Origin of the sequence: Nostoc sp. (genome assembly GCF_036917235.1) — a bacterium.
Lineage (GTDB): Bacteria > Cyanobacteriota > Cyanobacteriia > Cyanobacteriales > Nostocaceae > Nostoc.
Map to the genome: position 1 here is coordinate 1 of NZ_JBALDU010000043.1, position 24,655 is coordinate 24,655.

Here is a 24,655-nt window from a genome sequence, read left to right on the forward strand (position 1 = left end):
AACTATTTTTTCTCGAAGATCGACAGAGTAGGACTTCATTTAAAAGGATTTATATTTTAATCTAGTGTACCTCATAATAGACGCAAGTGCTGTAAGAATTAAGCAAAAATAACTGAGCGTTACATTGCTTTGACTATCGGAGTCATTTATTTACTTTTAGGTTTAGCTACATTTGTACCAGCTTTTGTTCCCCTTGATGAATCTGCTGGTGCTTATATATGCGGGTTTTGGTTATTTCTTTGGTGCAATTCCTACCAACTTTTTGCTTCAATAGTTACTGATAGTCTGCGGTGTCCAGGTCGGGCCATTACAAGATGGGCCTTCTGGTTTCCAGATCAGCATATCTAAACAGATTTGCCGCATATCCATGTTTTTCGTCCAAGCATGGTAGACAACATACTCAGTCTTACCATCTGGACCAATAACGATCGAGTTATGTCCTGGCCCTCTAACAAAATTAGGAACAGACTTTAGCACCCGTGGCCCAGTTTCGTTACCTGCATCAGAGTAAGGCCCCATCACGTTGTCAGCAACGCCATAATCTACGCCGTAGTTCTCAGTTTCCCAACGTCCACCACTATAAAAGCAGTAGTATTTACCTTCATGCTTACGAACGCAGGGGCCTTCTAAAGTATGCCAATCATAGATTTCACCGTACATCAAACGATCGGCTAAAAACCTTTGCCAATCGGCTCGCGCCCGTAAAACCACTTTCCCTTCACCAGCAAGCTTAGTCATGGTTTGGAGTTTGTCTACAAACAACGCTGTACCAGCACGTACTCCATTCGATGTATCTAGAAAGTCACGTGCGTAAAACAAATACCACTGTCCATCATCATCACAGAATGGGTGCGGATCGATCGCAAAAGGACAAGATTTTGGATCTACGACTGGTTCACCAACATCTTGATATGGTCCTAACGGAGTATCGCTTGTAGCCACACGTAACTGATGATTCTTGTCTTCATGCCCTACAGAGTAGTAGAGATAAAATTGGCGATCGCAGTAAGCAACTTCGGGGGCCCAAAAATTATCGCCAAGGGCTGGATCTGGCCGTTGTAGCGCGTTACCAACAAAATCCCAATTCACAAAATCGAAGGAGCGTAACAGAGGAAAGACACGCGATTTGTTATTGGAGTTAATATTTGGTGCGTCTGCTATTTCATCTACCGTTCCTTCTGCTTCTGCTGCACCAGTGCCGATCGCATAATATACGCCTTCGTGTTGCCAAACAAAAGGATCGGCAAAATAACCTTTGTAGACTGGATTAGTATAGGTTTGCATCTTAATTATCTATGAAATGACAAAAATCCTTCTTTTACTAGTGGTTAGTCAAGTTAATAAAAGCCTGGTACGTAGTAAGCACTTCAGTGCTTAACACAAGGACTAAAGTCCTTACTACAAACTTATTTACCAAGCATTGTTGCCTTGAAAAACTACTAGTATTTGAAATTCACGTAAGTCTCGACTTTGTTCTTAGGTAAGCTTTCTACTAGCTGACACCGTAGCATCTGCTTTAGTTTTTCTGGGAGGCTTTGATAATAGTCTTGTGGGAGAGTTAAATCTACCTTTGGTGTGTGCAACCAATGCATAGCATAGCCCATGACTACCATCGGTCTTGGGTGGTTTGTCCGATTTGGGGAACCCCGATGCAGTGCTAAAGGCGATCGCACCATTACGTCACCTGGCTGCATATAAAAGGATTCCATCGGAATTTCACCACTGGCAACCTTTTCTAATCCCTCTTCACGCGGTATAACATGGGTTCCACGCGCCATTTGAAACGGGCCGTTTTCTGCCGTTACTTCTACAAGGGGAAAGTTAACTGCGAGGGCGTAAAGTGGTGTAACTATGCGATCGCTAAATAATGGGCGAAAATCCCGATGGGTTTCCTGATAATCTGAACCCTGGAATGGGACATCAACTCCCATCTGAACCATCACGTATTCTTGGTAAAACACGCGATCTAGGATACCCATAATCACTGGATTGGCAAAAACTAACTCATTAGCAAATGGGTAAATCCAAGGCAAGGTTAGATAGTAGCGGGAAACTTCACGAGGAGCCAACCCACCTGGTTGATTTTGACGATCGTGAAATAATTTTTCAAAAGCTTGTGCCCACTCGTCAATTAATTTTTGCTCAAAAACACCGGGAATCACACAAATTCCGTCTTTATTCAATTTTTGAGCAAATTGGTCTAGGTCGGTAGCTGAATATTTCACTATACCGCCTATACTTTGAACCATCTTTTTTATCCTCTTCAACTTATAACTAGAGGCGTATTAATATCAGTCCTCTAGGAGATTTTTTATTGCTTGTCGATAGTAGCGCACTATTTTTAAAATTGGTGGCTTATGCCAATCCTCTGTAACAATTAATTAATATTAATTATAACGAATTAGTTAACATAACTAAACTCTTTGACACTCCAGACAAAGGCATCTCACAGTCAGAGTGCAGTTGAACTCAGCAAATCACCAATAGACACACCTACATACATCAGCACATCGGCAGCTTTACGAGCGAAGGTAAGTGCGACTACCCGCCCAATTCCAGAGTTACCACTTGTGAGTATGGTGGCTTTGCTTTGCAGTTTTCCAGAACCGCGATCGGAATTTTTGCTATAGCTGTTAGTCTTTGTCAAAAAATTGTTATAAATTTTCTCGATCTGTACTTGAGTGAATAGCTTTGTTCAAATCCCGCAGCAATTCTTCTTCTGCATCCCGCTCTTGCTTGAGTTCTCGAATCATTTCTTGACTAGAACCAATCAGCAAGCCGGCAACTGCACCAACGATCGCGTATTTTTGCTCCAAACCTTTATACATTTGACTTGTGTAAGGGCAAGGAAGTAAATTAGCAATAATAAAGCCAATTGCTGCACCTACAAATGCTGTCACAAAGGCAGAAAAAACGATTAATTTAGCGTTCATTTGCTTCGCTCCAATGCTTATAACTTTGCTAAATCATCAGGAGATACTTTATATTGTCTCTGTGGTTTCCAAAGTTACAACTTAATCTTTACCTCTTGTAATAGTACCGATTCTGGCTGAAGTAGATACTGAACCCCAGCTCTAATACCATTTCACTTTAAGGTTGATACAAATAAGCCGCAGGGGAGCGGGGGGCAGGGGGCAGGAGGAAAGAGTTAGAGACAAATCATTTGTATCAAGCATTTTGTGAAATAGTATAACCTCCATCCTGTTTTTCGAGAGGCCGAGCGGTTTCATAAAAACAGAGAAAAAATGAAACTAGCTTTCTAAGTACAGCTTTGCGTAGAAATGTAGCGTTTTCAATGCAAGCCGATGCATTAACAATGCAAGCCGATGCATTAACATTGCAAGCCGATGCATTAACATTGCAAGCCGATGCATTAACATTGCAAGCCGATGCATTAACATTGCAAGCCGATGTATTAACATTGCAAGCCGATGCATTAACATTGCAAGCCGATGCATTAACATTGCAAGCCGATGCATTAACATTGCAAGCCGATGCATTAACATTGTCGTGTATTGCCAAATTTAATTTGCTACGAATTAATGAAATGCTGTACTAAGCCTCTCTTTGCTTGCCTAACGGCAGGCTGACGCTCAATACGGTTTGGTTAAACTTTTTTAACGTGAGTTTGATGAACCTCTCCCTCCCAACCTCCCTCTCCCACGGGGAAAGGGAGGAGCAACGATAAATTAGGGTTTTGCCTCCCCTCTCCGTGTCGGAGAGGGGTTGGGGGAGAGGTCAAAAAAGGGCTTGTCAAACTCACGTTTTTTAATGAAAATTTTAGATCGCTAAAGATACGATAAATCATCACAAAGACGCGATAAATAGCCGTCTCTACAATAACCAGTCTTTTGTCTTGACGGGGATTCATCGCGTTTCTTGCCTTAACCCTCTTTCTTTTTTATTTACTCGGATCATTTCGTCCGTTATCATCAAAATTCTGCTTGATAATTACAGATGAATGTTGATGAGCGATCGCTCTTGATTGTCCATCTTCGTTTCCATCCCCAGATGGCGGTTGGGAGGGTTTAGCAGGTTTTTTCTTCAAGAAACGTTCTTCCAAAGTCTTGATGATTACGTACAGGACTGGAACAATCAGCAAACTCAGAATTGTTGCCACGAGTAGCCCGCCAAATAAGGCTGTTCCTAATGACCAGCGCGAGGCAGAACCGGCTCCGGTGGCGATTACCAGGGGGAAAAATCCCAGTAAGGAAGCGCTTGAAGTCATTACAATCGGTCGAAACCTTTCTTGAGCTGCGGTTACGGCTGCTTGTCGAATTGTCACGCCTTCTTCTAGGGCTTGATTGGCAAACTCGACGATCAAAATCGCGTTCTTCGACGCTAATCCAATCAGCATCACTAACGCCACGTTTGCGTAGACATCATTCACCAAACCGCGCAAAGATAAGGCACTCAATGCGCCTAACAACGCTAACGGTACAGTTAAGAGAATAATCGCCGGATCAATATAACTTTCATATTGAGCAGCCAGCGTCAGAAACACCATAATGATCCCGAAGCCAAAAATCAAAATCCCTAAGTTACCTGCACTTAATTCTTCGCGAGCGGTTCCAATCCAATCACTGCCAACACCTGGCGTTGCTGCTTCAGTCACCGCTTCTTGCATTGCTTGAATCGCCTGTCCACTACTGTAGCCCGATGCTTCTCTACCTTGTAAATCGATCGCGCGGAAGCCGTTGTAATGGGAAATCACTGATGGCCCTGTAGTAGGTGTGATTTTTGCAACCTCGCTCAATGGAACCATTTGATTATTTGCCGATCGCACATAAAGCCGCCGAATATCATCAGGCGATCGCCGATAGTTAGCATCTGCCTGAACATATACGCGGTAGCTACGCTGTCCCAATGTAAAATCGTTAACATACTGGGAGCCAATTGCAGTTCCAAGTGTGGTGACAGCTTGTTGAAAATCGATGTTAAGTGCTTCTAAACGAGTGCGATCGAAGTCAATTTGAAACTGTGGTGTACTAGCAGTAAACTGGGTAAAAACGCCGCCTTTGAGCGCTGGTTTTTGATTTGCTTGGGCTAGCACCGCTTGAGCATTCGCAAAAAAATCATTGATTGTTAATCTTCCATTGGTACGGTCTTCTAGCTGTAACTCAAATCCCCCTAACGTACTAAAGCCTTGAATTGGTGGCGGACTGACTGCGGTAATAATAGCTTCTGGAATCGTTGCAAATTCTTTATTGATTCTGGCTAAGATTCCAGAGGCACTTTGATTGGGTTGAGTGCGCTCCTCCCACGGCTTGAGTTTTGCAAAGAACACGCCGCGATTTGAGCCACTACCTGCAAAGCCAAATCCCGAAGTGGCGAAAACGTTACTCACCTCTGGTTCTTTTTCAAGAATTTGTTCGAGTTTTGTAATTACTTGGTCGGTATAGTTGAGGGCAACTCCATCTGGCCCTTGAATAATACCTAAGACAATTCCCTGGTCTTCACTCGGAACAAATCCGGTGGGAACATGGGTAAACATAAAATAAGTTGCAGCTAAACCAACCACGAATAATCCGATTACCACATAACGAAGGCGAATCAGAAAATTCACGCTGGCTAAATACTTGTCAATAATCCATTGTAAAATTTGATTGAAACGACCAAAAAACCAACCAAGCGGGCCACGTGTCGGCTGAGGTGGACGGAGCAGAATTGCAGATATACTCGGACTAAAGGAAAGAGCATTAAACGTTGATATGGCGATTGAAAAAGCAATAATCAACGCGAACTGTTGATACATTTTTCCTGTAGAACCTGGGAAAAATGCCACCGGGATAAACACCGCCATCAATACCAACGACGTTGAAACTACCGCTCCGGTAAGTTCATCCATCGCCTCGACTGATGCTTGAAGTGGTCGCATTCCCTGTTCAACTTTGCGGGCGATCGCTTCAACAACGATAATGGCATCATCTACAACTAATCCTGTTGCCAAAATTAAGCCAAATAACGTTAAATTATTCAACGAGAATTTAAATATATAAGCGAATGCTAACGCCCCAATTAGTGAAACGGGAATGGAAACCAGGGGAATAATTGTAGCACGCCAGTTTTGCAGAAACAGAAAAATCACCAGTACGACAAGAGCGATCGCTTCAACTAGTGTTTTCAATACTTCTTCGAGTGACGCTTGCACAAATCCCACGGTATCGTAGACAATCTCAGCTTTTAAGCCTGGTGGAAAGTCTTTCATCAACTCATCCATCTGAGCCTGAACGTTTTTCGCCACATCCAGGGCGTTACTACCAGGTAACTGATAAATTGCTATCCCAATCGACGGCTTACCATTATTTCTCGCATTGCTGCTGTAAGTCTCCGAGCCGAGTTCTGCACGACCTACATCTTGGAGTTTAATTAAACTGCCATTACTTCCGGCTTGAATAACTAGATTTTCAAACTCTGACGCATCTTTAAATTGACCATTGATTCGCAACGGAATTTCATAACTTTGACCTGGAAGGGTAGGCGATTGACCTAACGTTCCGGCTCCGGCGAGAATGTTTTGCGATCGCAATGCCGTAGAGACATCTGCCACAGTTAAGCCTCGACTTGCCAGCGCATTCGGATCGAGCCACAACCTCATTGCATATTGCTTTTCACCAAAAATCGTTAAATCCCCAACTCCCGGCGTTCTCAGCAGTTGATCTCGTAAATTCAGATCGATATAGTTACTAATAAACAGCGCGTCATACTCATTATTTTCGGGATAAAGAGCATAGACTAACAAAATACTTGTAGAAGATGTTTGTGCTGTCACACCGAATTGTTGCACCGTTGTTGGTAGGCGAGGTGTAGCACGGGCGAGGCGATTTTGGACGTTAACTTGAGCAATATTTTTATCTACCTGTGACCCGAAATATACTGAAATATTGCTACTACCTGCTGAACTGTTTGAGGTCATGTACTGCATTCCCTCAACGCCGTTAATTTGTCGCTCCAGCGTAGTTGTCACCGCAGTTTCGACAGTTTCCACATCCGCCCCAGTATAAGAAGCTGAGACTTGAACGCGAATCGGTGCAATATCTGGCAAGTAATTAAGCGGCAGCAACGGAATACACACGCCACCGACAATCAGAATCAGTAGAGTGCAAACGGTAGTTAATACCGGGCGTTTAATGAAGGTATTCGCGATCGAAAAAATCATAAATTATCCTGGATTTATGATATGGGTTGGATTGGTGCGCCTTCTCTAAGTTTGAGAATGCCAGAAGTTACAATCGTTTCGCCGGATTTAAGCCCACCGATAACTTGATAATTGGGTCCTTGAATATCTCCCAGACGCACTAAACGCTGATGCACAACTTGCTGCTGTTGTCCATTTACGGTTTTGTTTTCGGTGACAAACACAAAACTTTGTCCACCAATGCGAGAAATTGCAACGGTGGGAATCAAGATACCTGGTTGTCGATTCCAAATCACGCGAGCTCTAACGTATTGTCCATCGCGCAATCGCCCTTGTGAATTCCGAAAGCGGGCTTTGCTCAAAACTGACTGTTGATTAGAACTCACATTTGGAGAAATGTAGCTAATCGCACCTGTACCAATCACTTGCTGGGTGGTAGGATCGATTAGCTGAACGGGTAAGTTCGTTTGTAATTGGCGCAATCGATTTGAGGGTATAGAAAGATTGAGATCCAGTGAATCGTTTTGTGTGAGTGTGGTGATTGTTTGTCCGATGTTGACATAATCTCCAACCTTGACCGGAAATTCACCAACTATGCCAGTAATAGGTGCTACCACTTGCTTAAAATTGAGGCTGACTCGCGCCGCAGCCGTGCTTGCTTGAGCTTGGCGGATGTTTGCCTGTGCTTGGCGGACGGCTGCCCTAGCTGCTGCAACTTGCTTTTCGGATGTTTGCAGGTCTGCTTGAGCAGTTTGTAAATTATTTCGGCCAATGTCTGACTCTTGCCTAGCTACGGCTCCTTCGCCGACTAACTGTTGGGTACGATTGAATTGTGTCCGTTGCAGTTGAACATTTGCAGCCGCTTTGGTGCGTTGAGCTTCGGCTTGTTGTTGTTCTGCTTGAGCAGTACCCAATGCTGCTTGCACCGAATTAGCAGATGCGATCGCACTGGTGACATTGGCCTGAGCCTGATCTAAACTCAAAGATGCGATCGGTGTACCCTGCTGCACTCGCTGACCGCTCGATACAAGAATTGATTCGATTCGTCCCTGAGTTTGGGGTTGTAGTATGACTTTTTGTTGCGCCTCCAACGATCCGACAAACTCGGAACTTTCTTCGATTGTGCCAGTGCCAATTTGCTGAAGTTTTACTGGCAATGCTGGCGGGGTTTGAGCATTCGCTGCCGGGTCGTTTTTTTGACAACCACTCGTCAATGTTGTAAGGATTAGTACAATAACTAATACTGGATTTGTGAGTAAAAAGTTTAAGTGTTTAAGTAGATAATTACGTTTTAGCATGAAACCAAATCCTGCTTAGTTAAATCTATACACTGTATAATTTTTCCTTCTCAATCCAAGGGATTAAGAAAGCCTAATGACTCCAGCTTTGCCGCAATAAATTTTCTATTTTATGTGTAGATATTTTGTCGATCGCATTAGATGCAATCTTTCGTCAGAATCACGGCTTTACGTCAAACAAACTCATATCCAAAACATCTCTGGGTTCATACTAAGTGAGTTCGACGGATTAAAAAAAATACCAAAGATAGAGATAATTAAGTCTGTAGGGTAGATATCAAAGATTTTTGAAAATGATAAGTAAGTCGGCACAATAAAAACAAACTATGTAAAGAAAAGTAAATAAAGCTCAAACCCTTTTTCTTTATGCTTCTGCCTGATCGCAACGATAATTATTTAAGCCAACCTGCTTAAGTCTCTGACTTTGTATCTTAGAGGTTGTTTGAAAAGTCTAATTTATTACTAGCCCCGGCGACTAGAAGTCGCGGCTATACGAGACTTTACCCGCCTACGCGGGTTGAAGAGGTTGATTTTGTGTTAGTCCGCGCAGGCGGACTTTGCTTGTGTAGCCGCGACTTCTAGTCGCCCAAAACTTTTCAAACATCCTCTTAAATCTGATGTTGAGAAGCAAAGTAGTCCTGACAAATGAGTGAGTATCGAACCTAATTAAAATTAATTATGCTCAATTACTTAGCAAACTAAGTCTTTGACACTCCAGCCAATTCAACACTATCTCCTGGCTTTGAAGGCCATCTGACAGTCAAAATAGTGCAGTCGGACTCAGCAATCCACCAATGGGACACACCCGCACACCAAAGAACATAATCACCTTCACGAGATAATAAAATTTCTCTATCTTCAAATTGCAGGCGAAATTCTCCGTGAATGAGAATTGAAAGCGTCGCAGCTTGGTTATTTACTGCCCAATCAGTTCTACTTTCACCTGCTTTGTGAATAGCCCATTTTACTTCTAACATTTCCGTGGAACGCGGATCGTCTTCAGGGGTGATAAAGTGACCCATAAACCATCCCCAACGATTTACACCTTCAACGCCTGCATTTCCATAAACAACTTTAGGCTGCATCGCTTAACTCCAAAGAAGGAACCAAAATTTGTCCGGTGTTACCTGCTTGCTTGTATTGTTCAAGAACATGATTTGCAATACTTCTGGCTTCACCAGCCGCAACCAAAGCGACACTTGCACCGCCAAAACCCGCACCTGTGAGTCTTGCACCATATACTCCCGGAGTTTTTTGCAACAGTTCTACTAGAGTATCCAGTGCAGGTACAGACACTTCGTAATCGTCTCTCAAACTGGCGTGGGATGCGTTCATCAATTCGCCAAAGCGTTCAGATGATACTCCCTGCAATACTTCTAAGACGCGGTTATCTTCTGTAACCACATGACGGGCACGCCGCCGCAGAGGTTCGGGGAGCTTTTCTGTTACTTCAGCATCAGTAATATCTCGTAGTGCCTTAACTCCGAGCGATCGCGCCGCCTCTTCACACTCAGCCCGACGCTGATTATAACCACTACTTGCAAGTGTGCGGGGTACACCGCTATCAATAACTAAAATCTCTGCATTTTCAGGCAAAGGCATCACCCGGCGTTCTAAAGTTCGAGTATCTAAAAATAAGATATGTTCAGTATCAGCCAAGCTAGAAGCCATCTGATCCATGATGCCGCATTGCACGCCAGCATATTGAATTTCTGCTTGCTGGGCAAATTGGGCAATTTCAACGTCATCAATGGGAAACTTCAGAAGTTGGCGTAATGCCCGTAGCGTTGCCACTTCTAAAGCCGCGCTACTAGACAAACCCGAACCCATCGGAACCGATGACTTGACGTATACACAAAGCGATGGTATTGTTTGTCCTGCTTTTTGCAAAATCTCAATACAGCCAAAAATATAACTGGCAAATCCAGAAGGCGTATGATTAATATCTGAAATGCTCACTTGCTCGTTGAGATTTTCCGAGTAAAAGTGATGCTGACTATCGCTACTCAAACCTAGCTGTACCGTCGTACATTGAGGAATCGCAGTTGGCAGAACGAAGCCATCGTTATAGTCTGTATGTTCGCCGAGTAAATTTACTCTTCCCGGCGCAGTGGCTTGAGTTTCAGGTGGTTTACCGAATACTTGTTGAAAATCCATAATTTTTAATTGTACAAAGGTACAGGGCGTAACCTTCCTTCTACCTCAACATTAGGAAAATTGGGATCGAAAGTCAGATTTTCCAACTTTCCATCCTTGAGAATCACAAAAGTATCTTCAACCTTTGCCCCTGCTAAACTAGGGTTCCAAGCGACAGCAATACCTTCTGCCAAAGTATCAGTAGTAGTTGGATTTGCTACGATTTCTCGTGCTAAATATCCAGTGGTTCCTCCCTGGTGATGTTCGCGGATGGCATTGGGAAATCCATGCTGCTCATAAGCCTGAGCTAGTGCGTGATAAATTGCATCAAGTGTGGTTCCGGGTTGGCACAAATTTAAAACTACTGCTTCTACTTCACGCACATGGGAATGTAATTCGGCTCGTTCGTCTGAAAGCTTACCAAAACAAACAAATCGAGTCAGATTTGCATACAAACCATAACCTCTAGCGCAAAACACCAGCATCGCTTGCTGTCCAATCTGTTCTCCGGTGGCTGTTGCATGACGGTATAGCGGTAAACGCCTTTCACCCGCTACTAATGTCAGCGCTGGATGTAACCCTTGCGCCCATAACGCCTCTGCACCCGCACCTGCTAACTGATATTCTGTCCAAGTTGGCTTGGCGGCTTTGAGTACCTCTGTCATTGCAATACTCGCTTTTTGCCCAACTTGGCGATATCGGTCTAATTCACTTGACATCATTACCCGTTTATGATTTTGCAGAGTTGGGGGTAACGGCTTTTCTAAATTGGAAATGGGGCGATCGCTAACTGTTTTTCCGCCGCCAGTTACATCACGAACGAAAGCCTCACGGGCAGCATAATCAGCCCAAGGGTTCACATATACCTTAAAGTTAGCAGGCAGTTCTTCATCCTGAAGACGCTGGGCTTCAATTTCATCCGTCAATATCCAGGCATCTTCAGTAGTTACTAATACTTCTGCTACACCAGTTTCAGCAGTCAGTAGCACGGTATTAGAAGCGCCAGCCGTCGCCCAGGCAAACCAGTCTGTACCCCGCAAACGCAGACCTTGCACTTCCGTTTCACGTAAGGTTTGCCTGATTAACTCTAGCTTCTTGGAGACTTCTTCGTTCATAGGAAAAACACAGATAGATACAGATGATTATCAAATTTATCTAGGTCTGTCTGCGTCTGTCTGAGGTTGGTATTCCAAATGGTACACTAGCGATCGCAATTACCCCAGATTACTCAACAATCCTGATATGGCAGTGTATCAATTGTATTAATCTATATCTAATTTTCTAACCAGTTCTCTAATTGTAAGTTAGGAATATTAGTAAAATCTTTGATGTTATTAGTCACGAGAATATCATTGTGAGAACGAGCAACAGCAGCAATTAACGCATCTAATTCTCCTGTTGGTTTACCAATGTTTTTGAGTTCGCTTTGAATCTTGCCAAATTCAATAGCTGCTTCTAAGTCAAATGGTTCTATGGGTAATAGATCAGTAAACTGCTGCAAATTTTCCAGATTCTTGGACATCTGTTGAGAATAGTAAACGCCTTTATAAAGTTCCGCAACTATAATTGTTGATAGATAACATTTGCTAAAGTAGCGATTAAAATTTTTCACTGCTTGGGGATTTTCTTTGAGAAGTGCAATGCAAATGTTAGTGTCTAACAGATACATTAGCCGTTATCCTGATTATCAATTGAGTCTATGCTTCTACCTTGGTAAGTATGACGTTGTTGGTCAATCTCTACAAATATTTCTGTTAAATCTGGTTGATTTTTCCACACTCCAAATAATTTATTTAATTTAGCTAATCTCTCTTCTTCTGTTAAATTTAGTTTTGGCTCAGGTATTTGCTTTTCAATAAATTCTAAGTCTATAATTATTTCTGTTCCATCGGGAATATTATTTAGTTGCTCTAATATTTCTATATTTTGACCGCGTTTTATTCCTCTGATTTTCATGTTATTTGCTCCTTGATATTTTGATATGTTATCAGTATTAGCTTAACATCTTAAAAGAGGAGCAGTTAAATACACGTCTTCTATCTAGCTGAGACACCCTTGAATTTTTCTTCTTATTCCAGTCTCAGCTTTTTTTTGCACCTTTTTCAACCCGTCGAACTCACGTTAACATGATGATTCCACGCCAGAAGCAGTCTTTAAACCCAAATTTTTTTAAGCAAACTGGTTTAATGAGTCTGTTGAAAGGCTGCTAGCAACCTTTCAACACCATAGGTGGCTTTCTTCAGTCCACTGCACCAGAGTTGTTGGGCTGCTGGCGCATAATCAAAGATGAACTACTTTTAAGATTAGGAGTCATCTTGATTTTCGCTTTTAATGATTTTGGGCTTTCTATCCTTTCTATCAGTGCTTACCGTTTTTGAGTTTATTGTGGAGGAATTATCCTCGCTCTCAACTTCCTCGGTTAAAAATGAACTAACTGTAGCAGGATCTTCAATCACAGGGCTACCTAAACTGTTCTTGGCATTTTCAAACTCATCATGTTCCTGTTTTTGTTTTTCCTCACTTTCAATCTTGCCTACATCTTTAAGGCGCTGTACATCGCGCTTGAATTGCTCATAATTCTCTACTCGTTCTCCCAAATCGATGTTTAGTTTGTAATCATTCCGAATACCTTCTATGCCTCTTCTAATCTGTTCAGCATCGAAGCTGTCATCTGACAATAATAAAGCCTCTAGCTTATCTAAAAACTCTACAACATCCTCTCGATTGGCACCGTTTGGATGATTGTAGAAGAAACTTTCCCCGATATCTTTGACTTTCTGAGATGCTTTTTCTCTAGTACGCTCAAGCTCTGCCAAAGATTTTCTTTTGTCAAGCTCTCGAAAAAGTACTTTAAAGTTATGTTCAAACTTCTCCAGTGCATCGCTATACTTTTGCTCTCTATCAACATCTCTCCTTAAAGTATTTACTATTTCAATAACACTACGAGCAAAGCCAATTTTCTCAAGATGTGGCTTATCTTTTGAACAAGCTTGAACACAAGTATTAACGGCATCAAACATTGTTTCACCTTTATCTACCCTTTGTTGAACAAAATCCTCAGTAATGTCTTTAATATCACGATCTCTAACACCACATATTTCCTCAGCATATTTCTGAGCGGCTAATACACTAATTTGTAATGGTATTAAATCTTCTACTTCAGGACTAAGTAACATCTCAGGAAATTTGATGCCAAAACTTTCTAAATCTTTTACTTGGAGAACAAAATCTTTTTTAAGGGGTGGTTTTTTCCGAGGCCCATAACCTTTTTGAGTAAGTTCTCGCTTAACCTCGTTACCTGTTTGGTCACTATCCAGCAAAACAATAACTGCTGGCTGTTCCGAATCACGTCCGCGAGCCAAATAAGTTAGATATGGTATGCTTGTTGCTCCTCCAGCCGGGACAATTGTAATCTCATTTAGATCAATAGATTCACGTTTAGATGCAATGCCAAAAACACGTAAATATGTTGATGCACCTGCAAGTAACACTTGATCAACTGGCCCCTCTACCATTAAATTGCAATGACTGATGTAGACAGTCTCAGCAATAAAAGCTCCGAGTGCAGAGCGTAAGGGTTCATAGTGATTTTTTGATACACTTTTGACTACACGAGTTCCTTCATAGTCGCTACCCTTATCTAAAACACGAATTCTCTCAGCATGGTTTTTATCAATTAGAAAAGGTGAATGAGTAACATAGACTACTTGAGATGCTGTTGTACTATCTCCTGAACTTGCTACCTCATCAAAGATTTTGAGCAAATCCTGTTGTGCCCGACTAGATAAAAAAGCATCAGGTTCATCCATCAGAAGAATTTCAGGAACATTACCTGGTGGCTTATAGGCTCGATGCTGAATAAAATAACTGAGGAAATACTTTAGTCCACTACTGCGTTCATCAAATGAATATTTTGTTCCTGTTCTATCAACAATTGTAAACTCAAGATTGTGATCTTTTGCCGACATCAACAAACGAAACTTACTATCTTGAACCCAGTAGTTTGGAAAATTTAGATTTGCTGATAATTGTCTATTAATTTTATCTACTAAAGCCTGCGTATAACCAACATCATTTGCTTCCATTGAATTGGCTAAATCTAATAAGTGGATTGAACCAACTTCAGCAATTTTACACAATAGATCATGGGTTAGATTTACTTCTTCTTCTTGCCTTTCTCGTTCATCTTCACTTAAATTGCTATCGGGATTTGACAAAATGCTGATAATTTCATTTATCACTTTATCTGGGCCTGAATCACTAGGATTACTTTGTGTTCTAGCTTGGCTGAATCTTTCAGGTTTTTTATAGAATTCGTCCATCAATTCACGAACCCTCTTTCGTTGAGTAACTGAAAGAATCTCATATCTTGTATAACTAGCTTCTCCCTTTAGCTTTTGAACAAGCTTTTGAATCGGCATACTTGCAGGAAGCGCAATGTTACTCTTTAATCTGCGAGTTCCTGGCAATATAGCACTAAACTCATCTACTTTTTGAGGGTTGACTTGATGAGAAGAATACTTGCCTTCACCTTCAGGAAGATAAATAGTGAGTGAATTACCACTTAGCCTGAACAGGAAAAATCTGTCAAAAGAACGGCTTTGAGGAATTTCAGAGAGTGATTTAATTCGCTTACATTCTATTGGGGATACTTTAGACCATTCTGTACCAAACTCTGGCAATCGATTCTTATCAGAGGTTACAAGGAAACGTTCCGAATAGCGGCAAAAATCTCTTGAACCAATTGGTTCATCTTTATAATCAGACCCTTTAATTGCCTTTTCGATTGCGCTTAGTAGGTGAGATTTGCCTGATTCATTTGCGCCTACAACGGCTGTAATTTTAGGATCTATTGGTACTTGGATGTAGGGATACCACATTTCAGTGTCATCAGCCTTAATAATCTCCCAAGGTTTCTTTTGAACCTTAGAGTTATGCTGCCTCATATAGTCAACATTAAATGATTTGTAGAATCTGATAAAGATGGATTCGAGGCGCATAAGTCAATACAATGAGGATTTTATACAACCATACTTTATAGCTTATTTGTAAATTTATGTCAGTCGTACAAATACTCGAAAGTTCTCTCACATAAGCCTAATGAAAAGAGTAATAGACGTTTGTGGGCAAATGCTACTAGCTTTGTACGGGTTCCAATTCCGTAAACTTTTAGCACTGAAAATTACTTTTAAAAGTAATAAATTTAGTAAAAATACGTAGATAAACAATATTGATAATAAAAGTTAAAAACCGTCCCCAATTAGAAGGAACGGTTAAGACAATTTGTTGATGCACTAATTTAAGAGATGGACAAACATTAGTAAATGGGTAGGTTTGTCAAGAAATTAAGTTACAGTTTCAAACCGTGTCACACCGAAATTGCTTCTTCAATATTTACCACCACAGCTTGTAGTTCCTTCGCTTTCTCCTCCGGTAAAGCATCATTGGCAAACATCCCGGCTGCGAGTTCGGTTCCCGCCAGATACTTTAGCCTTTCGCTTGTCCGATATGGCGGAAAAAACTCGGCGTGTAAATGCGCTTCGGGATGCGCTAAACCGTCAGTTGGCGCTTGGAACCAAGCCATCAAGTAAGGAAACGGGCGATTCCACAAACCGTCATACTTGAGAGTGACAGTTTTTAAAGCTTTGGCGAGTCCCCAACGTTGTTCAGGGGTGAGATCCATAAAAGTGCTAACTGGCTCTTTGGGTGCAATCCAAACTTCATAGGGGTAACGAGCGCAGACTGGGACAAATGCGATCGCATATTCATCTTGGTAAATAATCCGTCGATCGTCTGCAATCTCCTTCTGAATCAAGTCTTGCAGTAAACCCCGCCGATGTTTTTCATAATACTCCTGCTGCATTGACAGCATTCGCGCCGGAACAGGTGGTATAAAAGGATAAGCGTAAATTTGCCCGTGGGGATGGTGCAATGTTACACCTACCTCTATACCCTTATTTTCAAAGGGCAGGACGTACTGAATTTGCGGATCTAGCCCTAATTCGCGAGTGCGATCGCCCCACACTTCCAACAGCAAATCTAGATGTGACAACTCTAAGGAACTCAAGGAGGCGCTGGCATCTTGAGTAAAAACCACTACCTCACAGGCTCCATTCGCTGGTAACGTTTCCACGATGGTATCAGGTGGATTGTTGGCTGTCGGACTCATTGAGGGAAAGCGGTTATCAAACACTGCCACGTCATACTTACCTTGGGGTAGTTCCGTTGGAAACTCAGGGTTCGTGGTAGGTGCGAGGGGATTATATTCTGGGGGCGGCATGAATGTCCGCCCTTGACGGTGACTAGCATAAGCTACCCATTCACCCCGCAAGGGATGCCAGCGCAAGTGGGGATTAGCTAGCACTGGCTCATTACTAGGGCTAGTGGCTTCTAACTGGCTAGAAATTGGGTAGCGACTGTATAACTTGAGTTTGCGTCCGTCGGGCTTTAACAGCTTGTGGGAGTACATAAACCTTGTCCTGAGAGGGTTGCAGCGCGGATCGCCTCAATAGGAAATTTCGGGGTGCGATCGCCGTATAATAAACCGTTAGCTTCTTGGAAAGTATCTGTTAATTGGGTGTAACAGAATCCGCTAAATAGTTCGATATCATTAATCGTTAGAAGCAGAGAAGCGTATTTCATTTCTAGCTCGGAAATATTGGAGCAACGCTCATATCCCCAAGCTTTATCTGTATCGGGGTTATCAACAGGAGCATAGGCAATGCCACCAAATTCAGTCAGCATTACTGGCTGTCCCTGATGGGGAAAGTTATCCAGTGTCAAGATGCGCCCTCCAGGACGCTTCCGATCGAACAAATCCGATAGCTTTACTTCCGGCCCATAGCGATGACCTAATCGTTGTGGGTGGGTGTCGTAGTCATGAATAGCCAGAATATCTGTATCTGTACTTTCCCAGCCATCGTTGGCAATCACTGGGCGGCTCGGATCGAGAGTTTTAGTTAAGTGATACATTGCCAAAACGTAGTTTCGGTGAGCCGCAGTTTCAACCAGATTCGGAACTCCCCAAGATTCATTAAACGTTACCCAAGCTACGATACAGGGGTGGCTGATATCCCGCTTAATCACCTCAGCCCACTCTCGCGTTGTGCGTTCCACTGCTTTAGGTGTGAAACGATATGCACTGGGCATCTCCTCCCATACTAACAACCCCAGCACATCTGCCCAATATAAAAATCGTGGGTCTTCAATTTTCTGGTGCTTACGGACTCCGTTAAAACCCATTGCTTTGGCGAGTTCGACATCGCGCCGCAATGCTCCATCGTCCGGTGCTGTCATTAGGGAATCGGGCCAGTAGCCTTGATCCAAAACTAAGCGCAAATAATAAGGACGACCATTGAGCATAAAGCGATCGCGCTGTATCCCCACAGTCCGCATTGCTGTGTAGGATTTGGCTTGGTCCAAGAGTTGATTGTTATGCCAAAGTTCAATATGGGCATCCATGAGGGTAGGCTTTTCGGGACTCCACAGCAATTCGTTGCGGTAGTCGTCGATACCTGGATCGGAAAGGGAGATGCGGCGACCAATTTCCCCGTTAAACACTTCATAAGTATCGTTTGCTAGCACGGTATTGCCAATGCTCAGTTTTACCTTGATTTGGATACCAGCAGGGACATCACCTGCGATCGCAGCATAACAGCCAACTTCCCACCGCTCGAAATCGGGACTCCATCGAATACTATCGATGTAAGTTCTACCCACACGTTCAATCCAGACTGTTTGCCAAATACCACTGGTGCGAGGATACCAAATACTGTGCGGTTCCAATTGCCAATCCTGCTTTCCTCTAGGCTTGGCAAGGTCAGAAGGATCATCCTGGGCCCAGACTGTTACTTTAGTTATGCCACTCTGATTCAAAACTGTGGTAATATCCAGCGTGAAAGGAGTATGTCCCCCTTCATGCTCTACCATGTATTGACCATTGACCCATACACGGGCGCGATAATCCACAGCCCCAAAGTGCAGTAATAATCTGCCGTCACCTTCAGGCGTTTCAAATTCTCGCTCATACCAGCAGTTTGGATGAAAACCTGTGTCACCAATACCACTTTTGGTAGATTCGGGAGCGAAGGGAACTTGTATATAATGACTCCACTCCTGGATATCGCCTGGTTGAACACATCGCCCTTCATCGTCAAAAGCGAACTTCCACTCACCGTTTAAATTTAACCAGTGCGATCGCTCTAACAATGGTCGGGGGTGTGTTGCTGTTAAGTCCACAAAGTTATTATCAGTTTTAGAGGCTAATTTAACCTCAGAATTCTCCAAATCTAACAATCTCATCAAATTTCCTCCATATCCATAACTCAATCAACCCCTGCTGTAGATTAAATCCAGACCCAAATATTGGATTCCCAGATATAGCAGGAGTTTTCACCGCATCATTCATCGATCGGTTCGAGCTAGTAGCATTATATTTTTTCGTAGTCAATACTGATACCTTCTCTACTTGCGTGTTGAAGTATAACAATAAGTTTATATACCCCTAGCTCGTGACATTATGGCATATACATTACTAATCGTTGCCAGGTTATCTAAAAAAAAGCATTAAATTTAGGTGCCTATTAAATATCATAAATCTGCCACAGAAGAAAGTGGTTGTCATGAAAGTTTTATTTATATAAATTGCTTAAGTAAATGTTTTAAAATCATTTATTAGTCAATAAACATTAGCAAACAAAAGAAAAATTAAGCATGAGTGAGAGCAGGGCTATTTCATTCTCATCTAGCCCGCCTCAGAATTAATTCTGAGTCTAATAGCAAAAGTCGTCTTTAGACGACTGATAAAAGGTTATAGTCCGTTAAAACGGACTTTATTTATGAGCCGGGGAACTTTAGTTCTGGGCAGTTTATGTCTAGAATGAAATAGCCCTAGAGTGAGGGGCATTCACTTCCATCCTGATACCCAATTCTTACTGACGTTCCAATATTGGATAGGGTCAGGCAACGCCACGAATATTCCGGCTCAATAAGCGCTTGGGTTAGCGTCCATCTTTCGACCAGTTCATGCAGGGTACTAAGAATGTTCGTAATAATCTCGTGGCGTACAGGGATGGATTGTTTAGAACAATTCTGGCAGTTTTGTAACTTTAAACCGCAAACGATGTAAACCACCAGATTGAGGTGCTAATACCAACAACAATAATAGTTGTGGTAACAGGATGCTTCTGTGCCTTCACGTAGAGGCTGCCCGATCGAATCCAGCCTTGGTGAGTTCCTCGTTCATGCATACCGTAGCCAGCCCGATAGAGCGCATTGTCTTCTCGATCGCGCGAGGGGCGATCGGATTGTTGCGAGGGAAACGCCCAAAGCTCTATCAACTTGTCTGTGAGCCGTGGTGAGATGCCAGCAAACACCGCCAGAGCCTTGGCTTGGAAACCGACAAACATATCTCGCTTTGGATGTTCTGCCGCATACAAGATTGCTTCAGCGACCGCTTCGGGTGGGTAGATCATGCCGCGATGTGCGGGTTGTTTTGCCATATAGCTGCGGGCATGTTCGTTGTATGGAGTGTCAATCCGTCCGGGGTGAATCAATGTTACTGATACAGGAGCGCCTTCAGCCTCCAACTCTGTTCGCAGGGCATCTGTCCAACCATGTAGCGCATGTTTGGAAGCCGAATAGGTTGACTGAACCGCTACCGCTCGATCGCCCAGAAAGCTACCAAGATTGATTAACGCCCCACTGCCGCTTTGACGCTGTTTAAAGTGGTTGACAGCAGCGCGGGAGCCATAGACAACGCCCCAAAAGTTCGTGTCAAACATCCGCTTCATGTCGGGGATTGAAACATCCATACAGCGACCAAAGATCGATACGCCTGCATTGTTAACCCACGTATCAAAACCGCCAAATTCAGCGATCGCTTTTTCGGCGATGCGATTCACATCTTCTTCTTGCCCAACATCAGCTACGACATAGATCGCCTGCCCACCTTTGCGACGAATTTCATCAACCAGTTGACGGAGAGCATCTTCATTTCGTGCTGCCAGGACAAGCTTTGCACCCTGTTGTGCCGCCATTCTAGCGGTTACTAAGCCAATGCCACTAGAAGCACCTGTAATGACAACAACTTGGTTTTGGAGAGGTTTTAGGGAAATAGTCATAACTTTTCATACAAGATTTTTGTAGGTTTATTTGTTATTGGGCATAAAGCAGAATGTGAGAGTACAGCTTTCTGCTGATAGGGCATCGTTAATTATCGTTATGGAACGATGGGTAGTTAATTTGATCGGATACCAGTTCATATAGATTGCTGCATTGCTGCTTGAGCATTAAGGATTTCCGCTTCCACCCGACGCGCCGTACACTTGCCCAGTAGCATAGCTCGACTCTTGCGAGGCAAGCAGCACGTAAATAGGGGCAAGCTCCGCAGGCTGTCCGGGACGTCCCATCGGTGACTCACTGCCAAACTTCTCGATTTTACTCTGCGGTTGACCGCCGCTAACCTGGAGCGGTGTCCAGTAAGGCCCAGGCGCGATCGCATTCACACGGATACCCTTTTTCGCAAGCTGCTTTGCCAGTGACTTGGTAAAGGCGACAATCGCTGACTTAGTTTGGGCATAGTCGAGCAGGTTCTCGCTAGGGTCATAGGCTTGGACTGAGGAGGTATTAATAATGCTTGCACCGGGACTGAAGTGCGGCACAGCAGCTTTAGTAAGCCAAAACATCGCGTAGACGTTCGTCTTAAACGTTGAGTCGAACTGTTCGGTCGTGAGATCAAGAATCGAGTCAACAGATTGTTGTCTACCAGCATTGTTAACCAGAATGTCGAGTCCGCCGAGTTCCCGCACGGCATTAGCGATGAGTTGATTGCAGAAGTTTTCGTTGCGAATATCGCCGGGAATCGCCACCGCCTTGCGTCCTGCCGCCCGAATCAGTTGAATTACCTCGCGGGCATCTGGCTCCTCGAACGGCAGATAGTTGATCGCAACATCAGCACCTTCACGCGCAAAGGCGATCGCTGCTGCCCGACCAATACCGGAATCGCCGCCTGTTACCAGCGCCTTGCGTCCCACTAGCCGTCCAGAACCCTGATAACTTGTCTCACCGTGATCGGGTCGCGGGATCATTTTGCTGGCAAGACCAGGCGCCTCCTGCGGTTGTTGCGAAAAGGGCGGACTCGGATATTGCTTAACTGGATTCTGCTTGACAGACTGGTTGGGTTTTTCCTGGTTGGGTGTCACTTGTTGATTTGCAGGGGTAGATGTTTGTTGGGCGAAGACTGGTACCGTTTGCGCTGCGACAACGCCAATAGATAGACCGCCGAGAACTTGACGACGTGAGGCTTTTTTGAAGATATTTTTTTGTTCCATACTGAGTTTATTGACTTGGATTTCACTCCACTAAATTGATTTGAAAGCAGGTTTGCGGCAGATCCGCAAATGCCAGGGCAGATTTAGCTAAAGTATCTGCAATGAGACTGAAAGTAAGGCTGCTTTTGTTCAAGTGCCTGATGCAGCATTTGCTGTAGTGGTTGTCCTTTTGTAGTCCGATATCTTTCTTCTTTATAGTTACCAAGTAACTGTATATTACTTAACCGAACTTCTACCTGTAGGCTGAGATTAATTAATTCTGAGTGATTGTGTGTTTACAAACATAAATATATTTAAATAAATTGAAGTTATCCTCAAGCAAGCAAACTAGATTAATGCTTAGTAATATTTGATCAGCTTTTTCCACCTTTAGATATAGGATAAAATAGAATGAATGGTATATCAAATTTTCAATCTACCAATACTATAAACTCTGCAAACTATTGTGGCTATTTCTTCAAAATCTATTTTTTAAAGGTCTTTTGTATTTTTAATTACATTTACAAGTAACTTAGTTCTTCTTGAAGTGCAATTCAAATTAACTATTTAGATTGAGGTTTTAATATTAGATATATTGTTAACTAAGGATATGTGGGCTTTAGCGATCGCTAATAATGGCTATATCCCAAATGTGTCTGTATTAGCAAATTCAGAAAATATTTAATGTTGAACAGAGTCATAAACCAAGCTCTTATGGCTCAAATTAACAGGAGTATGGAGTATCCACTTTTGCAATAAATATCAAGCGATTGGAAATTACGGCTATACAAGCGAAGCCCGTCTAGCCCCAGACTTATAGCTAAAACTGGATATTCCCAAATTAATGAATTTAGGACAACTAAAATGGCTTGAATTCGTTGATAAATTATGCGTAATGTACTATTTTAAGTGGCACATAATGACTCGTATTACAAGTAAAAAAACTGTCTGGCAATTGGCTTTGAGAGTTTTTAGCATAGGATTGCTCCCTGTACTAACTGCAAATCAAGCTTTCGGTGCAGAGCGGATAAAATTTAATTACGGTGCTTTAGAACGGTCTATCCCAATTAGTTCACTTGAAGCCTATGCTAAAACAGGCAAAATGGATGAGGATTTGGCTGCATATAGTCAGTATATAGACAAAAAGCAACTAACTCAACTGCGTCAAACTTTACTGACTCCTATTAACTTAAATCAAGTAGGGGTTTCGCAGTTTCTTTATACGCCAATTGGGGAGAGATTATTAGAAACATTAGGCAAGGTAATTCAGACTGAATCTAGATTATCAGGTTTTTATGCAATTCGCGCAGCATTAATATTAGCTGCCGCAGATTCCCAGAACTTTACGCTTTTAAATGTCTTGCAGAAATTTCCATCTAGTTCAATTTCTATTAATTTAAGCCAGACTTTAGAAATTGTCAATTCATTCCAGAATTTAGCCAATCAAACGCAAAATGCAGTAGCAATTATTAATCAACAAGCTCAACAAAAAACAACCACTGCTTCTACACTTAATTCGGTTACATTGAGAGACTTAGGAAAAAACGGAAGTTTTCGTTTTTCTAAGCAAACTATCGTTCTCAATGACTTAACGCGTCACAGAACTTTTCCAGCCGATATTTACCTTCCCATTGCTCAAACTCCTCGTTCGATAGTTATCATTTCGCATGGACTGGGTTCCGACAGAACAAGTTTTGCATATCTAGCTGAACATCTCGCTTCTTATGGTTTTGTAGTTGCTGTTCCAGAACATCCTGGTAGTAATTCCGAACAACTGCAAGCATTATTAGCAGGTACAGCAGATAAAGTTACCAATCCTAGAGAACTTATTGATAGACCTTTAGATATCAAATATTTACTAGATGAACTTACTCGGTTATCAAAGTCTAATCCAACATTTAGGAGGCGTTTAAATTTAGACCAAGTTGGTGTAATAGGACAATCATTTGGTGGATATACAGCATTAGCATTAGCAGGTGCAAAGATTAATTTGGAACAACTACAAGCCAATTGTCCAAGTTTGGAAGATACATTAAATGTTTCGCTCTTGCTTCAGTGTTTAGCTGTAAATTTACCAAGTGGTAGCTATAACTTATCAGATGCAAGAATAAAAGCCATAATTGCAATTAATCCAGTTGATAGTAGTATTTTTGGTCAAGCTAGCCTCAGCCAAATTAAAATTCCAGTGATGATTGTATCTGGCAGCGCTGATACTGTTGCTCCTGCTTTACCAGAGCAAATTCAGCCTTTTATTTGGTTAACAACTGCAAATAAATATTTAGCACTTATCAATGGTGGCACACACTTTTCTACTATTGCAGAATCAGCTAATACAGTTGTGCCTGTTCCTACACAAGTAATTGGTTCTAGTCCAGCTTTGGCACGTCGTTATGTTAAAGCTTTGAGTGTTCCCTTTCTTGAAACTTATATCGCCGGACAATCAAGTTACCTTCCCTATTTGAGTGCAAATTATGTTAATGACATTAGTCAGCAACCACTACCTTTAAGTTTAATTACATCTCTGACATCTGAACAACTAAAACTTCCGTTTCAATAAACTCAGCTTCTATGCACAATACGCTGCTGAAAAAGCACGACTAAAAGTAAGAAGGCACCACGGAGTACGAGCTGCCACCAAGGAGTAATGGTTCCTTCAAGATTTAAAAGATTGTACATCATTCCTAGGGCGTGTCATCAATTAGGTAAAGTGGAATAAGAACAGGTGAAGAAAGATAAATAACAGGAAAAAGATGACGCGCCGATATGCACTACGA

At 42.5% G+C, this 24,655-nt stretch carries 18 protein-coding genes; 2 read left to right on the plus strand and 16 right to left on the minus strand.

Annotation, left to right across the window (positions count from 1 at the left end; translation table 11 throughout):
• Nucleotides 1–267: 267 nt before the first annotated feature.
• From V7K44_RS15250 to V7K44_RS15265, 4 genes are all read right to left on the minus strand, one after another.
• On the minus strand, nt 268–1,284 hold the full coding sequence (locus V7K44_RS15250; RefSeq protein ID WP_334932764.1) for a glycoside hydrolase family 43 protein: 1,017 nt from the start codon (nt 1,282–1,284) through the stop codon (nt 268–270).
• Nucleotides 1,285–1,439: 155 nt separating this feature from the next.
• A complete protein-coding gene (locus V7K44_RS15255) occupies nt 1,440–2,249 on the minus strand; it encodes a phytanoyl-CoA dioxygenase family protein (RefSeq protein ID WP_334932766.1) in 810 nt (269 codons plus the stop codon).
• Between the two features lie 203 nt (nt 2,250–2,452).
• Nucleotides 2,453–2,647 (minus strand): hypothetical protein, encoded by a 195-nt coding sequence (locus V7K44_RS15260; RefSeq protein ID WP_334932768.1) that lies wholly within the window; start codon nt 2,645–2,647, stop codon nt 2,453–2,455.
• Nucleotides 2,648–2,654: 7 nt separating this feature from the next.
• Nucleotides 2,655–2,933 (minus strand): hypothetical protein, encoded by a 279-nt coding sequence (locus tag V7K44_RS15265; protein WP_334932770.1) that lies wholly within the window; start codon nt 2,931–2,933, stop codon nt 2,655–2,657.
• A gap of 362 nt (nt 2,934–3,295) precedes the next feature.
• Here V7K44_RS15265 and V7K44_RS15270 point away from each other — a divergent pair, with 362 nt between their 5' ends.
• Nucleotides 3,296–3,559, plus strand: a complete 264-nt coding sequence (locus tag V7K44_RS15270) for a hypothetical protein (protein ID WP_334932772.1) — start codon at nt 3,296–3,298, stop codon at nt 3,557–3,559.
• Between the two features lie 342 nt (nt 3,560–3,901).
• Here the strand turns inward: V7K44_RS15270 and V7K44_RS15275 are convergent, their stop codons facing one another.
• The 12 genes from V7K44_RS15275 to V7K44_RS15330 form a co-directional block, all read right to left on the minus strand.
• Complete coding sequence (locus V7K44_RS15275) at nt 3,902–7,159, minus strand: efflux RND transporter permease subunit (RefSeq protein WP_334932774.1); 3,258 nt, start codon at nt 7,157–7,159, stop codon at nt 3,902–3,904.
• 14 nt (nt 7,160–7,173) lie between these two features.
• Nucleotides 7,174–8,436 carry an efflux RND transporter periplasmic adaptor subunit gene (locus V7K44_RS15280; RefSeq protein ID WP_334932776.1) on the minus strand — a complete coding sequence of 421 codons (1,263 nt, stop codon included), beginning with the start codon at nt 8,434–8,436 and terminating at the stop codon, nt 7,174–7,176.
• Nucleotides 8,437–9,134: 698 nt separating this feature from the next.
• A complete protein-coding gene (locus V7K44_RS15285; RefSeq protein WP_334932778.1) occupies nt 9,135–9,521 on the minus strand; it encodes a signal peptidase I in 387 nt (128 codons plus the stop codon).
• Complete coding sequence (galK, locus tag V7K44_RS15290) at nt 9,511–10,593, minus strand: galactokinase (protein WP_334932781.1); 1,083 nt, start codon at nt 10,591–10,593, stop codon at nt 9,511–9,513. The genes V7K44_RS15285 and galK overlap by 11 nt, the downstream gene beginning before the upstream one ends.
• 5 nt (nt 10,594–10,598) lie before the next feature.
• The gene (locus V7K44_RS15295; protein ID WP_334932783.1) at nt 10,599–11,687 is read right to left on the minus strand and encodes a M24 family metallopeptidase; all 1,089 of its coding nucleotides are present in this window, start codon (nt 11,685–11,687) and stop codon (nt 10,599–10,601) included.
• Between the two features lie 158 nt (nt 11,688–11,845).
• The gene (locus V7K44_RS15300) at nt 11,846–12,241 is read right to left on the minus strand and encodes a type II toxin-antitoxin system VapC family toxin (RefSeq protein WP_334932785.1); all 396 of its coding nucleotides are present in this window, start codon (nt 12,239–12,241) and stop codon (nt 11,846–11,848) included.
• The gene (locus V7K44_RS15305; RefSeq protein WP_334932787.1) at nt 12,241–12,528 is read right to left on the minus strand and encodes a hypothetical protein; all 288 of its coding nucleotides are present in this window, start codon (nt 12,526–12,528) and stop codon (nt 12,241–12,243) included. The genes V7K44_RS15300 and V7K44_RS15305 overlap by 1 nt, the downstream gene beginning before the upstream one ends.
• A 347-nt stretch (nt 12,529–12,875) precedes the next feature.
• Nucleotides 12,876–15,518, minus strand: a complete 2,643-nt coding sequence (locus V7K44_RS15310) for an AAA family ATPase (protein ID WP_334932789.1) — start codon at nt 15,516–15,518, stop codon at nt 12,876–12,878.
• Between the two features lie 422 nt (nt 15,519–15,940).
• Nucleotides 15,941–17,041, minus strand: a complete 1,101-nt coding sequence (gene galT, locus V7K44_RS15315) for a galactose-1-phosphate uridylyltransferase (protein ID WP_334932791.1) — start codon at nt 17,039–17,041, stop codon at nt 15,941–15,943.
• The gene (locus V7K44_RS15320) at nt 17,020–18,873 is read right to left on the minus strand and encodes a glycoside hydrolase family 2 protein (RefSeq protein ID WP_334932793.1); all 1,854 of its coding nucleotides are present in this window, start codon (nt 18,871–18,873) and stop codon (nt 17,020–17,022) included. The genes galT and V7K44_RS15320 overlap by 22 nt, the downstream gene beginning before the upstream one ends.
• A gap of 806 nt (nt 18,874–19,679) precedes the next feature.
• On the minus strand, nt 19,680–20,693 hold the full coding sequence (locus tag V7K44_RS15325) for an SDR family oxidoreductase (RefSeq protein WP_334932795.1): 1,014 nt from the start codon (nt 20,691–20,693) through the stop codon (nt 19,680–19,682).
• A 168-nt stretch (nt 20,694–20,861) separates the two neighbouring features.
• Nucleotides 20,862–21,902, minus strand: coding sequence for an SDR family oxidoreductase (locus V7K44_RS15330; protein ID WP_334932797.1), 1,041 nt, complete (start codon nt 21,900–21,902; stop codon nt 20,862–20,864).
• A gap of 898 nt (nt 21,903–22,800) precedes the next feature.
• Between V7K44_RS15330 and V7K44_RS15335 the strand changes: the two genes are divergently transcribed.
• Nucleotides 22,801–24,438 (plus strand): alpha/beta hydrolase, encoded by a 1,638-nt coding sequence (locus tag V7K44_RS15335; RefSeq protein ID WP_334932799.1) that lies wholly within the window; start codon nt 22,801–22,803, stop codon nt 24,436–24,438.
• The last annotated feature ends 217 nt before the right edge of the window (nt 24,439–24,655 follow it).